Origin of the sequence: Corynebacterium sp. CNJ-954 (genome assembly GCF_001942345.1) — a bacterium.
Classification (GTDB): domain Bacteria; phylum Actinomycetota; class Actinomycetes; order Mycobacteriales; family Mycobacteriaceae; genus Corynebacterium.
Genome location: NZ_MKKI01000022.1, coordinates 201,407 through 220,835 on the forward strand (window position 1 = coordinate 201,407; position 19,429 = coordinate 220,835).

14 protein-coding genes and 1 pseudogene are annotated in these 19,429 nt (G+C 65.4%); 9 read left to right on the top strand and 6 right to left on the bottom strand.

The genetic code is table 11. The features are described from left to right. Window positions 1–25: 25 nt before the first annotated feature. Entirely contained in the window at window positions 26–1,420 is a 1,395-nt protein-coding gene (locus tag BJF89_RS08795) for an alpha/beta hydrolase family protein (protein ID WP_075814097.1), read from the bottom strand. A 518-nt stretch (window positions 1,421–1,938) separates the two neighbouring features. On the opposite strand from BJF89_RS08795, the gene lpdA reads away from it, so the two are divergent. Further along, a complete protein-coding gene (lpdA, locus tag BJF89_RS08800) occupies window positions 1,939–3,363 on the top strand; it encodes a dihydrolipoyl dehydrogenase (protein ID WP_075814099.1) in 1,425 nt (474 codons plus the stop codon). Between the two features lie 122 nt (window positions 3,364–3,485). Further along, the gene (locus BJF89_RS08805) at window positions 3,486–3,893 is read left to right on the top strand and encodes a VOC family protein (RefSeq protein WP_075814101.1); all 408 of its coding nucleotides are present in this window, start codon (window positions 3,486–3,488) and stop codon (window positions 3,891–3,893) included. Window positions 3,894–3,946: 53 nt separating this feature from the next. On the opposite strand, the gene eis is transcribed toward BJF89_RS08805, so the two are convergent. Then, on the bottom strand, window positions 3,947–5,188 hold the full coding sequence (gene eis, locus BJF89_RS08810) for an enhanced intracellular survival protein Eis (protein WP_075814103.1): 1,242 nt from the start codon (window positions 5,186–5,188) through the stop codon (window positions 3,947–3,949). Between the two features lie 64 nt (window positions 5,189–5,252). Between eis and BJF89_RS08815 the strand changes: the two genes are divergently transcribed. Then, a complete protein-coding gene (locus tag BJF89_RS08815; protein WP_255372561.1) occupies window positions 5,253–6,374 on the top strand; it encodes a hypothetical protein in 1,122 nt (373 codons plus the stop codon). Window positions 6,375–6,587: 213 nt separating this feature from the next. On the opposite strand, the gene aceA is transcribed toward BJF89_RS08815, so the two are convergent. Next, window positions 6,588–7,880 (bottom strand): isocitrate lyase, encoded by a 1,293-nt coding sequence (aceA, locus tag BJF89_RS08820; RefSeq protein ID WP_075814105.1) that lies wholly within the window; start codon window positions 7,878–7,880, stop codon window positions 6,588–6,590. Between the two features lie 435 nt (window positions 7,881–8,315). Between aceA and BJF89_RS08825 the strand changes: the two genes are divergently transcribed. From BJF89_RS08825 to BJF89_RS08835, 3 genes are all read left to right on the top strand, one after another. Next, entirely contained in the window at window positions 8,316–10,511 is a 2,196-nt protein-coding gene (locus tag BJF89_RS08825; RefSeq protein WP_075814107.1) for a malate synthase G, read from the top strand. Between the two features lie 151 nt (window positions 10,512–10,662). Then, on the top strand, window positions 10,663–11,454 hold the full coding sequence (locus BJF89_RS08830) for an HAD family phosphatase (RefSeq protein WP_075814109.1): 792 nt from the start codon (window positions 10,663–10,665) through the stop codon (window positions 11,452–11,454). 122 nt (window positions 11,455–11,576) lie between these two features. Continuing rightward, window positions 11,577–14,132 carry a glycoside hydrolase family 65 protein gene (locus BJF89_RS08835; protein WP_369803692.1) on the top strand — a complete coding sequence of 852 codons (2,556 nt, stop codon included), beginning with the start codon at window positions 11,577–11,579 and terminating at the stop codon, window positions 14,130–14,132. Here BJF89_RS08835 and BJF89_RS08840 read toward each other — a convergent pair. The 3 genes and pseudogenes from BJF89_RS08840 to BJF89_RS08850 form a co-directional block, all read right to left on the bottom strand. After that, window positions 14,095–14,685, bottom strand: a complete 591-nt coding sequence (locus tag BJF89_RS08840; RefSeq protein ID WP_075814113.1) for a dihydrofolate reductase family protein — start codon at window positions 14,683–14,685, stop codon at window positions 14,095–14,097. The two genes, BJF89_RS08835 and BJF89_RS08840, sit on opposite strands and share 38 nt — an antisense overlap. Before the next feature lie 172 nt (window positions 14,686–14,857). Next, window positions 14,858–15,498: pseudogene (locus BJF89_RS08845) on the bottom strand (ABC transporter ATP-binding protein). Further along, on the bottom strand, window positions 15,495–16,490 hold the full coding sequence (locus BJF89_RS08850; RefSeq protein ID WP_075814115.1) for an ABC transporter permease: 996 nt from the start codon (window positions 16,488–16,490) through the stop codon (window positions 15,495–15,497). Before BJF89_RS08850 ends, BJF89_RS08845 begins: the two are co-directional and overlap by 4 nt. A 143-nt stretch (window positions 16,491–16,633) precedes the next feature. Between BJF89_RS08850 and BJF89_RS08855 the strand changes: the two genes are divergently transcribed. The 3 genes from BJF89_RS08855 to BJF89_RS08865 all read left to right on the top strand — a co-directional run bounded on the left by BJF89_RS08855 (window position 16,634) and on the right by BJF89_RS08865 (window position 19,387). Beyond that, entirely contained in the window at window positions 16,634–17,899 is a 1,266-nt protein-coding gene (locus tag BJF89_RS08855; protein WP_075814117.1) for a sensor histidine kinase, read from the top strand. 25 nt (window positions 17,900–17,924) lie between these two features. Further along, entirely contained in the window at window positions 17,925–18,548 is a 624-nt protein-coding gene (locus BJF89_RS08860; protein ID WP_075814369.1) for a response regulator transcription factor, read from the top strand. A gap of 95 nt (window positions 18,549–18,643) precedes the next feature. After that, window positions 18,644–19,387: a succinate dehydrogenase cytochrome b subunit gene (locus BJF89_RS08865; protein WP_075814119.1), complete on the top strand. Its 744-nt coding sequence runs from the start codon at window positions 18,644–18,646 to the stop codon at window positions 19,385–19,387. Window positions 19,388–19,429: the final 42 nt, after the last annotated feature.

A 19,429-nucleotide genomic window follows, 5' to 3' on the forward strand; every position in this document is an offset into this window, starting at 1 on the left:
GGTGGGAATCGGACGTCAGCCCGTGTTACTCGTCGCCATCTGCATTCTGTTCGGCGAGTGCCTCGCCAACCGCGTCGGTGATCGGCAGCAGGGAGGACACCGGGGTGGAGCCCTTGGCGCCCATGCCCGGGTTCTTCTTCAGGTAGTCGGCCTTGCCTGCGTCGCGCTGTTCGACGGCCTTTGCCCCGTTGCCGGGGAAGAGGCCCTCGGAGATCGTGGGCCAGGAGTCGAACATGTCGTCCTGCCAATAGCCCCACTGGTGGGTGCCGGTGTTGCGGAAGTTGTACACCAGGTTGTTGGAGGCCTGGGTGATGCCTTCGGCGTCGGTGGTGGACTTCAGCATGTGGGTGCAGGCGTTGGTCACGGCCTCGATGGCACCACCTTCGACGGCGGGGGTGATCGAGCCGGGGAGGAAGCCGTTGAGCCGGTCGCCGGACGGAACGTCGTGCTCGCCCATCAGTCCGCTGGAGGAGGAGACGTAGATGTTCTTCTGGTCCTTGAGATCCGCGGCATTGACCAGCGCGTCGTTCTCCAGCGCGGTCGCGCCGTTGCGGTCACCCCACATCTGCTCGTAGGTTGCGCTACCGCGGTCCAGGACGATGTCGACGGTGCGTGCCATTTCACCTGAGGTGGCGGCGCATCCTGAGTAGGCGCCGACGGAGTCGTAGAACCCGGGGTACTTCTCGCCGTAGACCAGGGTCGTCGAGCCGGTCATGGACATGCCGATGATCGAGCGGTTCGGGTTGGACGTGCCGAGGGCGGACTCCATCGGTCCGGGGAGCTCCTGGACCAGGAAGGTCTCCCAGGCCTGCTTATTGCCGCCCTTGTCGAGGGTCTGGTTCGGCTGCTGCCAGTCGGTGTAGTAAGAGAACGCGCCTTCCATGGGGATGACCACGTTGACGTTGCCGATCTGGTTGCCGTAGAAGTCGACGGCGTTGGTCTGGCGCAGCCAGTTGGCTGCACCCTCGCCGCCGTCGGCACCGTTGAGCAGATAGATCGTCGGCGCGGTCTCTGGATTGTTCTTGGCACGGATCGTTACGATCGGGATGTCACGGTCCATGGCCTTGGAGTGGACCATGCGCTCCTCCATGCGCTTGTAGCGGTCGCCGGCCTTCCAGGAGCTGTTCTCTTCCTCGTTGGAGCCGTCTTTCGCCTGGTAGATGTAGTCGCGCCAGGCGGCCTTGGACTCGTCGATGTAGTTGGCGCCTTCAGCAGCCGCGCGGGTGGGGAAGGGGTTATTGACCGTCGCCCCATTCCGGAAGTCGGAGTCCGGGCGACCGTCGCCGGTGCTAGTGGGCGCGGCGGCTGGCTGGGCCTCGCCGGCGAATGCGGCACCGGTGCCGAGCACACTCATGACGGACAGGGGCAGGGCTGTGGCGACGGCGGCAGCCGTGACGCGGGCGATGGCGCGCTTGTTCATTCGGTCCTCAACAAGAAAAGTCAGTAAAGCGGTGCAAGGCAGACTCCGTCAGCATAGCGGGTGGTCCCGCAGTCTGTAAGCCCGAACCCTATTTCACGTGAGGAAACGGTCGCACCGTCAACCCCGTTACTCCCCCGGTGTCACCGGAAGGGAGGGGTCGGGACGTGACCGGGAGGGGCAGCCCGCCGTCCCACCCCTTTTTGCGTCATGAATTATGCCCGGTTGTAGCGACTCCGGTCGCTGGACCGTTTAAGGTGGAGCGCGCCACCAAGGCGCGCATCCCCGCACACGTGAAAGAGGAACCAGTAGTGAATCTCGCTCCCATCGACCAGTTCATCGTCAGCTCCAACGAGGTGCTCGGCGGAAACATCAACAACTTCCTCTCGACGGTCACCGACCTCATCGTGCGTTTCCTGTAGTACCCCGGTCGCCGTCCTGACCTCTACTTTCGTCGGGGAACACTGTGGACGGCGCCCCGGCTCTGCACGTCCCGGACGAAAAGTCGTATCCTTGACCACGTGGCTGAACATTATGACGTAGTAGTAATCGGTGCGGGCCCCGGCGGATATGTCTCCGCCATCCGTGCGGCACAGCTGGGCCTGAAGACCGCAGTGATCGAGAAGCAGTACTGGGGCGGCGTCTGTCTGAACGTCGGCTGCATCCCCTCCAAGGCGCTGATCCGTAACGCGGACATCTCGCACATCCTCACTCACGACGCCAAGACCTTCGGCATCTCGGGTGACAACATCAGCATGGACTACAGCGTGGCCCACAAGCGCTCACGCAAGGTGTCCGCGGGCATCGTCAAGGGTGTCCACTTCCTGATGAAGAAGAACAAGATCACCGAGATCAACGGCCTCGGTTCCTTCACCGACGATCACACCGTCGAGATCACCGAGGGTGACGACGCCGGCAAGACCATCACCTTCGACAACGCCATCATCGCCTCCGGCTCCGTGGTGAAGTCCCTGCCGGGTGTCGAGATCGGCGGCAACATCGTCTCCTACGAGGAGCAGATCCTCGACGAGAATGCCCCGAAGTCCATGGTGGTCATCGGTGCCGGTGCCATCGGCATGGAGTTCGCCTATGTGCTGGCCAACTTCGGCGTCGACATCACCGTCGTCGAGTTCATGGACCGTGTCCTTCCGAACGAGGACAAGGACGTCTCCAAGGAAATCGCCAAGCAGTACAAGAAGCTCGGCGTGAACCTCAAGACCGGTCACAAGACCACCGCCGTGCGTGATCTGGGTGGCGACGCCGGTGTCGAGGTCGACATCGAGGCCGCCGACGGCTCCAAGTCAGAGACCATCAAGGCGGACCGCGTCATGGTCTCCATCGGTTTCGCTCCCCGTGTCGAAGGCTTCGGGCTGGAGAACACCGGTGTGAAGCTCACCGAGCGTGGCGCCATCGACATCGACGAGCGTATGCGCACCAACGTCAAGGGCATCTACGCCATCGGTGACGTCACCGCCAAGCTGCAGCTCGCCCACGTGGCAGAGGCGCAGGGTGTCGTCGCTGCCGAGACGATCGCCGGTGCGGAGACCCAGGAACTGGGTGACTACCAGAACATGCCGCGGGCCACCTTCTGCAGCCCGCAGGTCGCCTCCTTCGGCTACACCGAGGAAGCCGCCCGGAAGATGGCGGAGGAGAACGGCCGCGAGATCAAGGTCGCGTCCTTCCCCTACAGTGCCAACGGCAAGGCGATGGGCCTCAACGAGGGCGTCGGCTTCGTGAAGATCGTCGTCGACGCCGAGTACGGCGAGCTCATCGGCGGCCACATGGTCGGCCCGGACGTCTCCGAGCTGCTGCCCGAGCTCACCCTGGCGCAGCGCTTCGACCTCACCGCCGAGGAGATCGGGCGCAACGTCCACACCCACCCGACGCTGTCGGAGGCCATCAAGGAGGCCGCCGAGGGCACCATGGGACACATGATCAACCTGTAGATCATCCCGGGTTCGGCCTGCTCTGCCCGCGCACATTGTCACTTCCTGACGTGTGCGCGGGCGCAGGTGTTTCCGGGCTCGTCAGAACGCTCATGTAGTGCGCAGGCCGATAGACTGACGTCATGAGCCGGATCGTTCCTTTCATCACATTCCAACCCGGGCGTGGTCAGCGTGCCTCAGAGGCAATGGCCATGTACCTCGAGATCTTCCGAGACGGTCGGGTCATCTCTGACAACCGGCATGGACCGGACGGTCCGGGTGAAGAGGGCACGGTCATCATGGCCGAATTCGAGATCGCCGGGCAGCGGCTGCGGTGCAGCGACAGTTTCGTCCGGCATGAATGGGACATCACCCCGGCCGTCTCACTCACGGTGGAATGTGAGTCGACCGACGAGCTGCAGCGGTTGTTCACGGAACTCAGTGCGGACGGTGACGTGTACATGCCACTCGACGACTACGGTTTCGGACAGTTCGGGTGGGTCGGGGACCGGTTCGGGGTCACGTGGCAGTTGAGTGTCGCTGACGCCTAGAGCCTTTGCCGCTGAGGGTGCCCTGCGCGCGAGACGAATGCGCGGGGTTGTGCTCAGAAGCCCCAGGTTGTCCCCGGCGATTCAGGCCATGACAGGGCGGTGTGGAGGCGGTCGACCGATCCTGGAGTGTGTTCCACCAGGTCCTCGGACGGACCGAGTCGTCCGGTCGGAGCGAGTACCGGGCGTCCGAGATACGCGGCGGACAATTTCGCGATCGACAGTGACACGTCCGGCGTGATTCCAGCATCTGTGGGGGAGACCTCGCCCTTCCCATCGACGACGCGCAGGGTCCAGACACCGTCATTTGCCTCGATCAAGGGATCCTTGATTTTCAGGACGACGTCGACGTCGGCACTGTAGCGTCGTGCCGTCAGGCAGGTGGGGAGGTCGAGAATGCGGGCCCAGAGATCGTCGTGCAACGAGGGGGAGGTGGCGCGGGGGTCGGGGAGGAGGGACGTCAGGGCAGTGTCCACCGGGACACGGCGGGCTTCCACAATGTCGATGAGGTCCTGGTTGAGTAACACCTGCCACAGCGTGTACTCCGCCGCAGCGCCCAGGGCGTTCCAGTCCGTCACCGGCGCGACGGACGGCCCCTCGTCCTGAGGTCGACTGAACAGTGCATACGCCACCGGCTCGTCACCGCGCGTCACCCGAACGATGCGCAGTGGTTGTGCCGGGGCGGGCGGCGAGGTCAGCGCCCGGTGCTGGAAGCCAGCTAGTTCACGGACCGGGGTGCCCGGACGGGCCTGGGCCCGCTGCACCCGGTGGATGAACGGGGCATCCCGGTCGGCCGAAACATAGTCCACGTCGACGCTGAAATCGGCGCTGTCCGTGACTCCCTGCGGCGCGGACAGTTGCGTACCGCGGGGGATGCGCAGCGTGACGACGTCACTGGCATGGCCGTAGCCGAAGCGTCCGTAGATCCCGTACTCCTGGGCCAGCAGGAGGCTGAGGGCGTCGCCACGGGTGGCACTCATGTCGAGGTAACGGCCGATCATGCGTCGCAACAGTCCCTGACGACGGTACGTCGGCTGTACCGCCACCGAAGTCAGACCGTTGGCAGCGAGGCGCCCGCCGGGGACGGCGAGCTCCGGGAACGGGTAGAACGCAGCTTCTGCGGCGAGGCGGTCACCGTCCTGCTTGTCGGCCAGTGCCACACTGTGCCCCCATTCGAACGGCAGAGGCAACCCGGTGAGCTCCTCCGCGGCATAGGACGACGGCCACGTCCAGGCGTTGAGCGCCTCGTAGCGGTGGCGCCATGTGTGGTCCATCTGCACGAATTCAACCTGAGACATGTCCCCACGATACGTGTCTCGCATCACTTTCCCCGTGAGTCTGTGTCCAGGTACGATTCTCGCCGTGGACAAGGAACCTATTTTCACCGTCGGCGTCATGGTCGACCGGGGGCTTCCGGAGAAGCGAGTACGCAAGGTTCTCGAGAAGCTCGGCGTGCATCGGGACGAGACGAACCTCAGCGACGATGACCTGAATGCTCTCGGGTTGCCGCGAGTAGAGGTCCGCACCAGCACCCTTCCGATGAGTCTTGACGGGAGTGTGCGACTGTCCGACAGCGCGGTCGGCATCATGGAGAGCCACGGTTGGGACCGCATGATCTACGTGACCGACCTGCCGCTGACCACCCGACGCCCCGTCATCAGCCAGACGGTGAACCGGGGACGCGTCACTATGCTCTGTCTGCCCGCATTCGGCTTCCTCCGTGCACAGGAAGGTCTGCGTCAGGAGCTCAGCCGCCTGTTGCGCAAGAAACCGGCGGGTGCCGGCGTCCTGGAGGACGTGTCGGACTCGAGCGACATTGAGGGCGGCGATTCGGAGGCGGACACCACCCGCGTCATCGACGGGTGGGGGCGGTCGTTCCGGCTGCTGCTCGGCATGGTGGCGGGGAACCGCCCGACCGAGCTTTACCGGGTGCTCACCGGCTGTCTGGCGATCGGGATCGCGACCGGTGCCTACGGCATCTTCTACGGCTCGATGTGGCAGATGTCGCACACGATCTCCTTCTTACGGATGTTCGTGATCAGTCTTGTGGCGGTCGGGGCGTTGACGTTCTGGTTGATCTACCACAACGGCCTCTGGAACCGCTGGCCGAACCGCGAGTCCGACAGCGTGGCGAAGTGGCGTGCCCGGATGGACAACCGCGCGACGCTGGCGACGGTGCTGATAGCCGCCGCGATGATCTACACGACCGTCTTCGCTGTGCTACTGGCATTGTCCATCGTCATCGTCGACACGAACTACTTCCGCGCCCAGGTCAATGACGAGCCCTTCCCCTGGGGATATGCGAAGCTGGCCTGGCTGACGGCGTCGCTGGGGACGATGGCCGGCGCGATCGGCTCGAGTTTCGACAATGACGAGGCGATCCGCGAGGCGACGTACAACCGACGCGAACATATTCGCCGCCAGATCACCGGCCTGTACGAGGACAAGCCCCCGACCCGTTTCCGTGACCGCAAGCGGCGGTAGGGGTCGGAACTGTGCATGGGGGATATTCTGCTCTGTCAGTCATCGCACCCCATAAGGGGCTTCATTTTAGGTGACCTGGCGGTTTGCGAACATAGGTCGCTTATAGGGTGCGACATGCCGCCTCGAGCACACAAAAACCGGCCGGTCAGCATCTCTGCTGACCGGCCGGTCTGATCCTCAGTCAGGAACCGACGGGGAGAACCCCGGGCCGTCCTAGAACTGGGTCTCCTCGGTGGAGCCCTTCAGGGCGGTGGTGGAGGAGTTGGGGTCCACGGTGGTGGCGACGCGGTCGAAGTAACCGGCGCCGACCTCGCGCTGGTGCTTGACGGCGGTGAAGCCACGCTCCTCGGCGGCCTTGAACTCGCGGTTCTGAAGGTCGACGAAGGCGCTCATCTGGTTGCGGGCGTAGCCGTGGGCCAGATCGAACATGGAGTAGTTCAGGGCGTGGAAGCCAGCCAGGGTGATGAACTGGAACTTGAAGCCCATGGCGCCCAGCTCGTTCTGGAACTTGGCGATCTCGTCGTCATCCAGGTGGGCGGACCACTTGAAGGACGGGGAGCAGTTGTAGGACAGCAGCTGGTCCGGGAACTCGGAGCGGACGCCCTCAGCGAACTTCTTGGCGAGCTCGAGGTCCGGGGTGCCGGTCTCCATCCAGATCATGTCGGCGTACGGAGCGTAGGACTTCGCACGGGCGATGCAGGGCTCGAGGCCGTTCTGGACGTAGTAGTAACCCTCGGCGGAACGCTCACCGGTGAGGAACTGGCTGTCGCGCTCGTCGACGTCCGAGGTCATCAGGGTGGCGGCCTCGGCATCGGTACGGGCGATGACCACGGTCGGGGTGTTCGCGACGTCCGCAGCCAGGCGCGCGGAGTTCAGGGTGCGGATGTGCTGCTGGGTGGGGATCAGCACCTTGCCACCGAGGTGGCCGCACTTCTTCTCGGAGGCCAGCTGGTCCTCCCAGTGGGTACCGGCGGCGCCGGCCTTGATCATGGCCTTCTGCAGTTCGTAGACGTTCAGGGCGCCACCGAAGCCGGCCTCACCGTCGGCGACGATCGGGACGAGCCAGTTGTCGATGGAGTCATCGCCCTCGACGCGGGAGATCTCGTCGGCACGCAGCAGGGCGTTGTTGATGCGCGAGACGACGGCCGGCACGGAGTTGGCCGGGTACAGCGACTGGTCGGGGTAGGTGTGACCGGAGAGGTTCGCGTCACCGGCGACCTGCCAGCCGGAGAGGTAGACGGCCTTGAGGCCGGCGCGGACCTGCTGGACGGCCTGGTTACCGGTAAGGGCACCGAGGGCGTTGATGTAGCCGTCGCCCTCCTGGGTCACGGCGTCCCAGAGGATCTCAGAACCGCGACGTGCGAGGGTGTGCTCCTCGACGACGGTGCCCTGGAGCTCAGCGACCTGCTCGGCGGTGTAATCGCGGGTGATCCCCTTCCAGCGGGGGTTCTCGTCCCAGTCCTTCTGGATTTCGGCGGCGGTACGGGCCTGTCCGACGTTCGACATGTTAAGTACTCACTCCCTTTAAGTGGTGAGAGATTGGCGGTAACGGCGCTCTACCCGGAGCTCCGGGTCGGCTGTCCTTGAGGATACCGATGGAAAAGGGCACGTCAAAGGCTTTGGGTGTTCCAGGTAACACCGGGGGTAGCGCCGAAAACGCTTCACCCCTGTTCTCTATATGCGGGACAAAACTTCTCACGATGTGGGCAAAATGGTCCACTTGCAGGGGTTACGTGCGATCCTCGTCACGTAAGGTATACCTTCATAGCGATCACCGGGCCGTCGGGTGGTCTCCGAAACTTCCCACCGGTGGGGGTGACGGCACTCTCGGTACCCTCGGTTGCTCGCCGCCGGTGACGTGGCTCACCTAGTCTGGTCACTACAGCGACGGTCGTCCCACCGGCGTCCGTCATGCGAGTCCCATTTACGAAGGAGCAGTCAATGACGTCACAGTCCCAGCAGACGGAACGGGTCACCGCCGGAGGCCTCAAGGTCTCTGCGACCCTCTACAACTTCGTGACCGACACGGTTCTGCCCCGGGTCGGTGTCGACGCGGACACGTTCTGGGCTGGTTTCGGTGAGATCGTCGCCAAGCACACGCCGCGGAACCGCGAGCTGCTCGCCGTCCGCGACGACCTGCAGGCCAAGCTCGACCAGTGGTACACCGAGCACCCCGGTACCCAGGACGCCGAGGAGTACACGGCGTTCCTCAAGGAGATCGGCTACCTCGTCGACGAGCCCGGTGACTTCGAGATCACCACCCAGAACGTCGACACGGAGATCTCCGAGACCGCCGGCCCCCAGCTGGTCGTCCCGATCCTGAACGCCCGCTTCGCCCTCAACGCCGCCAATGCGCGCTGGGGTTCCCTCTACGACGCCCTCTACGGCACCGACGTCATCTCCGAGGAAGACGGTGCGGAGAAGGGCAAGGGGTACAACAAGGTCCGCGGCGACAAGGTCATCGCCTGGGGACGCGACTTCCTCGACCAGGCCGTGCCGCTGGAGTCCGGCTCCCACGCCGACGTCGAGAAGTACGACGTCTCCTCCGACCGCTTCGTCGCCGTCATCGACGGCAACGAGGTCCACCTGCAGGAGCCTGAGGTCTACGCCGGATTCGCCGGCGACAAGGACGCCCCGACCGGCATCCTGTTGCGCCACAACGGCCTCCACCTGGAGATCCAGATCGACCCGTCCCACCCGGTCGGCGCCGACGACAAGGCCGGTGTCAAGGACATCCTCATGGAGTCCGCCGTGTCCACCATCATGGACTTCGAGGACTCCGTCGCCGCCGTCGACGCCACGGACAAGACCCTCGGGTACTCCAACTGGTTCGGTCTGAACACCGGCGAGCTCAGCGTCGAGGTCTCCAAGGGCGACAAGACCTTCACCCGCGAACTCAACGACGACCGCACCTACACCGGCCGTGACGGTCAGGAGCTGCGCCTGCACGGCCGCTCGCTGCTGTTCGTCCGCAACGTCGGGCACCTGATGCAGAACCCCGCGATCCTCGACGCCGACGGCGAGGAGATCTTCGAGGGCATCATGGACGCGGTCATCACCACCGCCTGCGCCATCCCCGGCACCGACCTGGACAACCCGCGCCGCAACTCCCGCACCGGTTCGATCTACATCGTGAAGCCCAAGCAACACGGCCCGGACGAGGTCGCCTTCACCGGCGAGCTCTTCTCCGACGTCGAGGATCTCTTCGGCCTGCCGCGCAACACCCTCAAGGTCGGTGTCATGGACGAGGAGCGTCGCACCACCGCCAACCTCGACGCCTGCATCGCCGCGTCCTCCGAGCGCCTGGCGTTCATCAACACCGGGTTCCTGGACCGCACCGGTGACGAGATCCACACCTCCATGCTCGCCGGCCCCGTGGTCCGCAAGCCGGAGCTGCAGACCGCTGCGTGGAAGCTCGCCTACGAGGACAACAACGTCGACGCCGGCCTGGCTCACGGCCTGCCCGGTAAGGCACAGATCGGCAAGGGCATGTGGGCCAAGACCGAGCTGATGGCCGACATGATCAAGGAGAAGATCGGCCAGCCGAAGGAAGGTGCGACGACCGCGTGGGTCCCGTCCCCGACCGGCGCCAGCCTGCACGCCACCCACTACCACCTCGTCGACGTCTTCGCCGTCCAGGAGAAGCTGCTCACCGACGGCCGTCGTGACACCCTCGGGGACATCCTGACCCTGCCGGTGCAGCCCGAGGCGGGCTGGAGCGAGGAGCAGATCGAGGAAGAGATCGACAACGACTGCCAGTCGCTGCTGGGCTACGTGGTCCGCTGGGTCGAGCAGGGTGTGGGTTGCTCCAAGGTGCCCGACATCCACGACATCGACCTGATGGAGGACCGCGCGACCCTGCGCATCAACTCCCAGATTCTGGCGAACTGGCTCAAGCACGGTGTCGTCAGCGAAGACCAGGTCAACGACGCCCTGCAGCGTATGGCGAAGATCGTCGACGAGCAGAACGCCGGTGACCCGGAATACCGCAACATGTCCGATGACTTCGAGGCGTCCGTCGCCTTCCAGGCCGCCAAGGACCTGGTGTTCAAGGGCACCGAGTCCCCGGCCGGTTACACCGAGCCGATCCTGCACGCACGTCGCCGTGAGTTCAAGGAGAAGAACGGCATCGCGTAAGCGGTACCCGCATCACCCGGCAACCCCGGAGGTTGGTCCCACCGACCTCCGGGGTTGCTGCGTGCGGTGCCGGTCGTGCACAGCAGACGCCCGCCCGGCGCACTATCATTGGCCCCCTGACACGATCCCCACACCGAGGAGCCTGCGCCGGATGACCGACCAGCCTGATCAGCCCGACCAGCCCACTGCCCGCCCAGAGCTCAGTACATTCGACGCCGTCCTCTTCGACCTGGACGGCGTCATCACACCCACCGCGGACCTGCACCGCGCCGCATGGGCGGCGATGTTCACCGGGTTCCTGGACGCGCAGGGCTCAACCCCGTACACGGAACAGGACTACTACGAGCACCTTGACGGGCGTTCCCGTGAGGAGGGGGTCCAGAGTCTGCTGGCCTCCCGCGGAATCACCCTGCCCCACGGCGACACGGACTCCGCCACCCCGGACGACGACACTGTCCTCGGCCTCGGGCTCCGGAAGAACGACGACTTCCTGCGGGTCCTCGAACAGGGTATTGACCCCTACCCGGGGTCGGTGGCGCTGTTGGACGATCTCGCCGACGGAGCTGACGGTGACCATGTGCCGCGCGTGGCGATCGTCAGCTCGTCGAAGAACGCGCGCCAGGTCCTCACCGCCGCCGGGCTGATCGACCGCTTCGAGCTCATCGTCGACGGCACGGTCGCCGCGTCCGAGGGACTCCCCGGAAAACCCGCGCCCGACACCTACGTCTTCGCGGCACGGTCGCTCGGCGTCGAGCCGGCCCGTGCCGTCGTCGTCGAGGACGCGACGTCCGGTGTCGCCTCAGGACGGGCCGGAGGTTTCGGTCTCGTCGTTGGTGTCGACCGCGGCGCTGGACGTGAGACCCTGCTCGACGCCGGGGCGGACATCGTAGTGTCCGACCTGGCGGAACTGACCATCAACGAAACCGGAGGCAACGCACGATGAGCGGAAACGACGCGACCGACGGCAGCGGCACGAACGGAAGCCGCCACACCGCGTTGGAGAACTTCCTCGACCAACGCCGCCGGGTGGCCTCCGTGGTCAACCGGCCGATCGACACCGCCGACATGGCCAAGGCCACCGAGGTGGCAGGCATCGCTGAGACCGTGGGCGGTGCCGACGAGGAGAAACTCTTCCCCACGGGTTACCGGGCGGACCAGCACCACCACGACGTTGACCCGGCCGAGGGGATCGACCGTGAGAACAACCCCGTGGATGAATGGGGCTGGTACGAAAAGCGGCCCGAGCGCACCTCGCTGGGTCTCACCGAGAGCCACTTCGCGCTGAGCAACGGCTATCTCGGGGTGAGGGGGACACCTCCGGAGGGTCGTGACTCCGACGAACACGGCACCTTCATCAACGGTGTCCACGAGACGTGGCCGATCTCCCACGCTGAAGACGCCTACGGCCTGGCCCGCGAAGGGCAGGCGATCGTCCAGGTCCCCGACGCCAAGACCGTGCGCATCTACGTCGACGATGAGCCGCTGCGCCTGTCACAGAACGAGATAGAGGACTACTCGCGCGGTATCGACTTCCGGGACGGCGTCCTGCGTCGCAGCTTCGTCTGGCGTACCCCCTCCGGCAAACGTGTGCGGATCACCAATGAACGCATGGTGAGCTTCAACGAACGCCACCTCATGGTGACCAGCACGGAGATCGAACTGCTCGACGCCCCCGCCGCCGTGGTCGTCTCCTCACAGATCCTCAACCGGCAGGACGGTGAGGACGAGTACTCCACCGTCATCGACCACACCGGCACCACCGCCGACGGCCCGGTCGGCGTGGGCAGCGGTGCTGACCCCCGCAAGGCCGAACAATTCAAGGACCGGGTGTTCATTCCCACCTACCAGGCGCAACCGGAGGATGAACGGGTCACCCTCGGCTACCGGGTCAACCATTCGGGCATGACGGTCGCGGTCAGCATGGACCACGAGATGGAACTCACCGGAACCGACGAGGACGGTGACCACGCTGTCGACGGGGTGGAGGTCCACACTGAACTGCGTGAGGACGTCGCCAGGGTCGTGTACCACATGGCCGGACGCGCGGGCATGAAGCTGCGGCTCGAGAAGTTCATCTCCTACCACTCGTCCCGGCACGTCGCGGCCGATGAACTGGCGTTCCGCTGTGCACGCACCATCAACCGTGCCAAGGCCGTCGGCTTCCGCACGCTCCAGCGGCACCAGAAGAACTGGCTGGCCGGGTTCTGGGACCGCTCCGACGTACGGATCCCGGACCATCCTGAACTCCAGCAGGCCGTGCGGTGGAACATCTTCCAGCTCATCCAGGCGTCCGCCCGTGCTGAAACCCAGGGCGTCCCCGCGAAAGGGCTCACCGGGTCCGGCTACGGCGGCCACTACTTCTGGGACACGGAAATCTACGTGATGCCGTTCCTGACCTACACCAACCCCCAGTTCGCGCGGAACGCGATGCGTTTCCGCTACAAGATGCTGCCCGCCGCCCGCGAGCGCGCCCTGGAACTGTCGCACGACGGGGTGCTGTTCCCGTGGCGGACCATCAACGGTCACGAATCCAGTGCCTACTACGCCGCCGGTACGGCGCAGTACCATATCGACGCCGACGTGAGCTACGCGCTGATGAAGTACATCTACGCCAGCGGCGACACGGACTTCCTGTTGGATGAGGGCATCCACATCCTCGTCGGAACCGCGCGGTTCTTCATGTCCCTCGGGTTCTTCAACTCCTCGGGCACCCGCTTCGAGATCCACTCGGTCACCGGCCCCGACGAGTACACCACCGTGGTGAACAACAACCTGTACACAAACGTCATGGCGCAGTACAACCTCCGGGTCGCCGCCGAGGTCGTCCGGCAGATGAGGTCTGACCGCCCCGGGGCCTACCGCGACATGATGCGTCGCACCAGTCTCAGCGAGGACGAGCTGGACCTGTGGGACCAGGCCGCCGACGCCATGTACATCCCCTTCAACGAGTCGACGAAGGTCAACCCGCAGGACGACCAGTTCATGCAGCGCCAGTTGTGGAGTCTGGACGACCCCGAGGTCGGCCCGAAGCGTCCCCTGCTGCTGCACTACCACCCGTTGACGATCTACCGGTACCAGATCCTCAAGCAGGCGGACGTGGTCCTCGCCCTGTTCCTGCAGGGATCGCAGTTCGACGCGGAGACCAAGAAGCGTGACTACAACTACTATGACCGGCTCACCACCGGCGACTCCTCGTTGTCTGCCGTGGTGCAGTCGATCATGGCTGCGGAGTTGGGGATGCATGACAAGGCGATGGACTTCTTCCACCGCGGGCTGTTCATCGACCTCAACAACCTGCACGGCAACACCGCCGACGGGGTGCACATCGCGTCCTGCGGTGGTGTGTGGAGTTGCCTGGTGTACGGCTTCGGTGGTTTCCGGGACCACTACGGTCAGTTCACCATCGACCCTCGTGTCCCGGAGGAGTGGGGCGGTCTGGAGTACTCGGTTACGCTGCGCGGCAGGATCGTCCGGGTGTCCGTCACCGACGGCGAGGTGACCCTGTGTACCGCCGACGATGATCCGGAGGTCGTCGGGCCGATCACGGTGTGCGGAGAAGAGACGATGGTCGGGCCCGAGCCGGTCACCGTGTCCGGGGAGACGCTGCTCCGGGCGGAGTAGCGGGCCGGAACCGGTGGGCGACGGCACCGGAACCAAACTCCCGACGGTCCATCAGCTCGAGCGGGACGCTCTCCTGCAGGCCCGACATCAGTGTGGGACCCCGGCCAGCGAGGACGGGGTGCACGACGAACAGATACTCGTCGATCAGCCCGAGGTCCGCCAGCGCCCGTGGCAATTCCACTCCACCGGTGAGCAGTCCCTCGCCCGGCTGCTCCTTGAGACGCAGCACCGCGTTACACAGGTCGCCCTGCACCAGTTCTGAGTTCCAGTCCACGCTGGTCAGGGTCCGCGAGACGATGTACTTCTTGGCCCGGTCGATGGTCTCGGCGAAGGGGACCTCCCAGTCCTCCATCCAGTCCGGCCACGGGCCGTGCTCCGGCCGCCGCCATGCGGATTTCATCATCCCGTATATCACCCGACCGTAGAGCAGGGCGTCGGCACGCTGCATTTCAGCGGTCCAGAAGTCCATTGACTCCCGGTCCGGGGGCAGTCCCTCTTCGTGGTGACAACAGCCGTCCAGTGTGACATTGACGGCGTAACGCAGTGGTCGCATCTCGGTGCACCTCTGTCCGCGGTTCTAGGTGGGGACTTTCGAGCCTACCGCCCGGCATCGCTGCGTAGGACCCCACACTTGTGTCGGTCCTGCACCCTCCACACCGACACAGGTGTGGAGTCTCAGCGGGTGACGTCCGTGGAGGGGGCAGTCGTCGAGAGCTGAACTCCAGTCAGGACGTCAGTCGCCCGTCGCGCATCTCCACCACGCGGTCAGCCTGGTCGAGGAGACTGCGGTCATGGGTGACCAGGACGGTGGCCAGACCTCGCTCGGTGGTGAGTTCACGCAGCAGCTCCACGATCCGGCGCGACAGCGCGTGGTCCAGGGCAGATGTCGGCTCATCGGCCAGCAGCAGCGACGGGTCCCCGGTCAGGCCCGGGCGATGTTCACCCGCTGGCGTTGACCGCCGGACAGCTGGTGGACGCGCCGGTCACCGTACCCGTCCAATCCGACGCGACTGAGCAGGTCGTCGGCGTGACGGCGACGCGAGCGGGTGATCCGGGTGCCGCGGATATGGTCGGTGACCAGCAGCTGCTGCCGGACCGTCAGGGAGCCGAGCAGATTCGCCGACTGGAACACCATGCCGGTGGCGCCGTTGACGTCCACGGAACCTGTGTCGGGGGTCGACAGCCCGGTAGCGACGGAGAGCAGCGTCGACTTGCCGGAGCCGGATTCGCCGACGACGGCGGTCAGTTCGCCGGCGTTCGCGGTGAAGGTGACGTGGTCGAGGGCAGTGACCGCGCGGTCCCCGTCCGGGTAGGTCACGCACACGTCGTCGAGGTTCAGGACGGTACGGGTGGCGGTGACGGTCATGCTGATGCTCCTAGCGCGAGGTGGGGGTCGACGGTGGACACGCGATGCATGGCGACCAGGGCGCCGCACATGCCGAGAAGGAAGACGCCGACCGGCGGTAGCAGGAACGTCCACAGGGAGAGGGTGAAGGGGACGGCTCCGGCGACCAGGGCTCCGAGCAGGCCGCCCGCCGCACCACCGGCGGTCACACCGACAGTGAGGATCACTGCGGCCTGGGCCGCGGCATCGGCGACGACATAGCGGGTGGAGGCGCCGAGAGCCCGCAGGACGGCGATATCCCGGGTGCGCTGGATCGTCCACACGCTGAGGAAAGCCACGACGACCAGGGCGGAGATCCCGTACAACAGGCCCTGGATCGCCAGGAGCGAGCCACGTTCGGACTGGTAGGCGGGGAGGGCGGCGAAGGAGTCGTCCACGGTGGTGGCGACGGTGCCGGTGCTGTCCGCGGCGGCGTCCCAGTCGTCGTCGCTGAGATCGGCGGTGACCATGAGGACGGTGGGGGAGGACGCCCCGGTCATCGCTTCCCAGGTGTCCAGGTCGGCCCAGGCGACCGGTTGATGATTCATGTACTCGGTGTCTGCGGTCCCGCCGAGGCTCTCGGGCAGCAGCAGCCCGTGGTCGGGGACGTCACCGCCGGGAACCGGTGTCCCGGCGGGCAAGCCCATCAAGGTGACCGGTTCGGCGGTTCCCCGGGCGTCGACCCGGGTCGTCGCGATACCCAGCGGCACCACGTCGGCGTCCGGACCGGCAGCGTCCTGCCATGCCTCCTCGTCCCCGGTGGTGACCGACGATGAGGTGAAGGACGGTTCGCCTGCGGCGGAGAACACGTAGCGGTCCGGCCCGAGTGCTTTCAGGGCGGAGGTGTTCTGGTCAGCCAGGCCACCGGCCAGTCCGGTGAGCATGACCAGCAGCAGCGTGATCAGTGCGACGACTGAGGTGACCAGGGCGAATCTTCCCATCGCCGCGCGGATGTCCCGGAGTCCCAGGTACATGGTTGACCTCCTGTGGTCGGTGAATCTGTCACCTCCTGATCTCACCGGTCTCCCCCACGGAATCCATCGACCGGACTCCGTATTTCCCGGTCAACCGTTCGGTTGATGCAGTGGTCCGCCCGCAGCGTTTAAGCTCAGGTGCTGTGAATCCCCGGACGTCTCTGCCGCAGATCCTCGGTACCCTGCGTATCAGCCTGCATGTGGTCTTCGCTGCATTGGCGGCGTTTGCGCTGGTGCGCGTACTGGTGGATGCGACCTCCTCACGCAGGATCGCTGCTGCGGTGGTCATCGGCCTCCTCGCGGTGGTCTACCTGGCAGGCACTGTCGCCGAGAAGCGTTTCGCAGACGGCAGGACGTCGCGTGATCCGCGGCCGGCTGCACTGTGGTGGCTGCTGGCACTGCTGGTCCTGTGGACGGCGGCGACGGCCCTGAGTCACCACGCGGTGTGGTTGCTGTTCCCACTGAGCTTCGTGATCCTCGCGGTCCTCGATCTCTTCCGGGGACTGAAGTTCGGTGTGGTGCATGTCGCTGTGCTGATCCTGGCGTGGGCAGTGGCGGCGTTCGTCCCTCCTCTGACGGGGCAGGGTGGGGGAGTGGCCGCTGTGGTCGGCCCCGGAATCGGTGTCGTGTTCGGGGCTGGCGCGTACTGGACCTACCGGGCGCTCACCGCGGAGGCGGAACGCCAGCGCGCGACCGCCGACGAACTGCGTCGCACCCGTGACCGACTCATGGTCACCGAGAAGAACGCCGGGCGCCTGGAGGAGCGTGAACGAATCTCGCGCGACATCCATGACACTCTCGCTCAGGGGTTCAATGCGGTGGTGCTGTTGTCCCGTGCCGCATCGACGGCGGTGCGCCAGGAGCGGGCGGACGACGCACTGAGCCAGCTCTCGCTCATCGAACGGACTGCCGGTGACAATCTCGATGAGGCCCGCGCGTTGATCAGGGATCTGGCCGCGGGGCTACCGGTCGAGCCCGTGGGGGAGGCGTTGCTCCGCATCGTTGACGATGTCACTGCCACCCAGCGCGCCCTCGGCGACGGTCTGGTGGTGGAGTTGGATGTGGCGGACGAGCTGCGTCGGACCCTCCTGCCCGCAGCGGTGCAGGACGCCGTCGTCCACGTCGTGAAGGAATCGCTGACCAACGTGGTCAAGCACGCCGGCGCCCGCCAGGTTTTCGTGGGCCTGCGGACCGACGACTCTTTCGCCCCCGGGGCCGATGTCCTGGAACTCACCGTCGACGATGACGGCTGTGGTGTCGACCTGAGCGAGGTCATGCAGCCGAGCGGCGATGGCTACGGACTGACAGGGATGCGGCTGCGGGTGGAGGAGGCAGGGGGCAGCTTCGACGTTCTGACGGGCGGCGGGACATGCATCGTGGCAGGGTTCCCGTGGGGGCGGGAACAGTGACCATACAGTGACCAAGGTGAAGGTGATGCTCATCGACGACCACCCGGTCGTCCGCGCCGGGCTGCGCGCGATCCTCGACGGCTTCGACGATGTCACCGTCGTCGCTGAAGGTGCGGACGGCGCGGACGCCGCGCGTGCGCGGCACGTCGGGGCGGACGTCCTGGTCATGGATATCCAGATGCCGGGCACGGACGGGATCGCAGCCACACGGAGCAACACTGCCGCCGGTGGGCCGCCCGTTCTCATGCTGACCACCTACGACACCGGCAACCACATCATGGACGCTCTTGAAGCAGGAGCGACCGGCTACCTCCTCAAGGATGCCCCGGAGGACACGCTGCACCGGGCGGTGCTGGACACCGCCGCGGGTCGGCGAACCTTGTCACCGGACATCGCCGTGCGTCTCGCCGAGCAGGTCGGCCGTTCCGGCAGGACCGGCAGGGCCGGGACGGAAGCGCTGTCCTCCCGGGAAACCGAGATCCTTGAGGTGCTCGCCACCGGGGCCAGTAACCGTGAGCTGGCACGGCGCTTCGTGATCTCACTGGCAACTGTGAAGACTCATCTGATACATATTTATCAGAAGTTGGGGGTGGAGAATCGCACGGCTGCGGTGGCGGAAGCCCGGGCGCGCAGGCTGATCGAGGGGTGATCCGGTGGTCAGGTGTGATCTTATTCACGACGACCGGGGTCGGTTGGTGCTTGCCACTATGAGGGTCGTACAGTGTCTATGACACTGGAGGTGCCATGACTGTTAAATACGACGATCCCGCTGCAATCGAGCACGGGAAAATTTCCATCAAACCGTTGAGGGAGAAGCCGGGCTTCCCCTCCTGGGCGATGAAGCTGACGATGGCCGTGACTGGCATCATCTTCGCCCTCTACGTCCTCGTCCACATGGTCGGAAACCTGAAGGTTTACACAGGTGCCGACCACTTCAACGAGTACGCAGGCTTCCTGCGGAGCATCGGCGAGCCGCTCGTCCCGCACGAAGGCTTCCTGTGGATCGCCCGCGTGGTCCTGCTGGCCTCGCTGATCCTGCACGTGTGGTGTGCTTTCGCACTGAAGAAGCGGTCCCGCGAGTCCCGTGGCCGGTTCCGCCGCACGGCCAAGGTGAAGGGGTGGAACACCTTCACCGCCGGCTCCATGCTGGAGACCGGCATCATCCTGCTGCTGTTCATCATCTTCCACATCCTGGACCTGACCATCGGTGCAGAACCGGCGGCAGCGACCGCGTTCGAGCACGGCGAGGTGTACGCCAACCTGGTGGCCTCCTTCGAGCGCCCGGGTGTGGCGATCTTCTACATCCTGTGCATGGTCGTTCTCTTCCTGCACCTGAGCCACGGAATCTGGACCGCATCCTCTGACCTGGGCATCACCGGCCACCGGACCCGTCAGGTCATGCTGTGGATCGCCTACCTGCTGCCCGCGGTCGTCATGATCGGCAACATCTCCATCCCGCTGATGGTGATGTTCGGCGTGGTGGATTAGTCCCGGACGTCAGCGAACAAAAGGGACCTAGGAAGAGAGAAG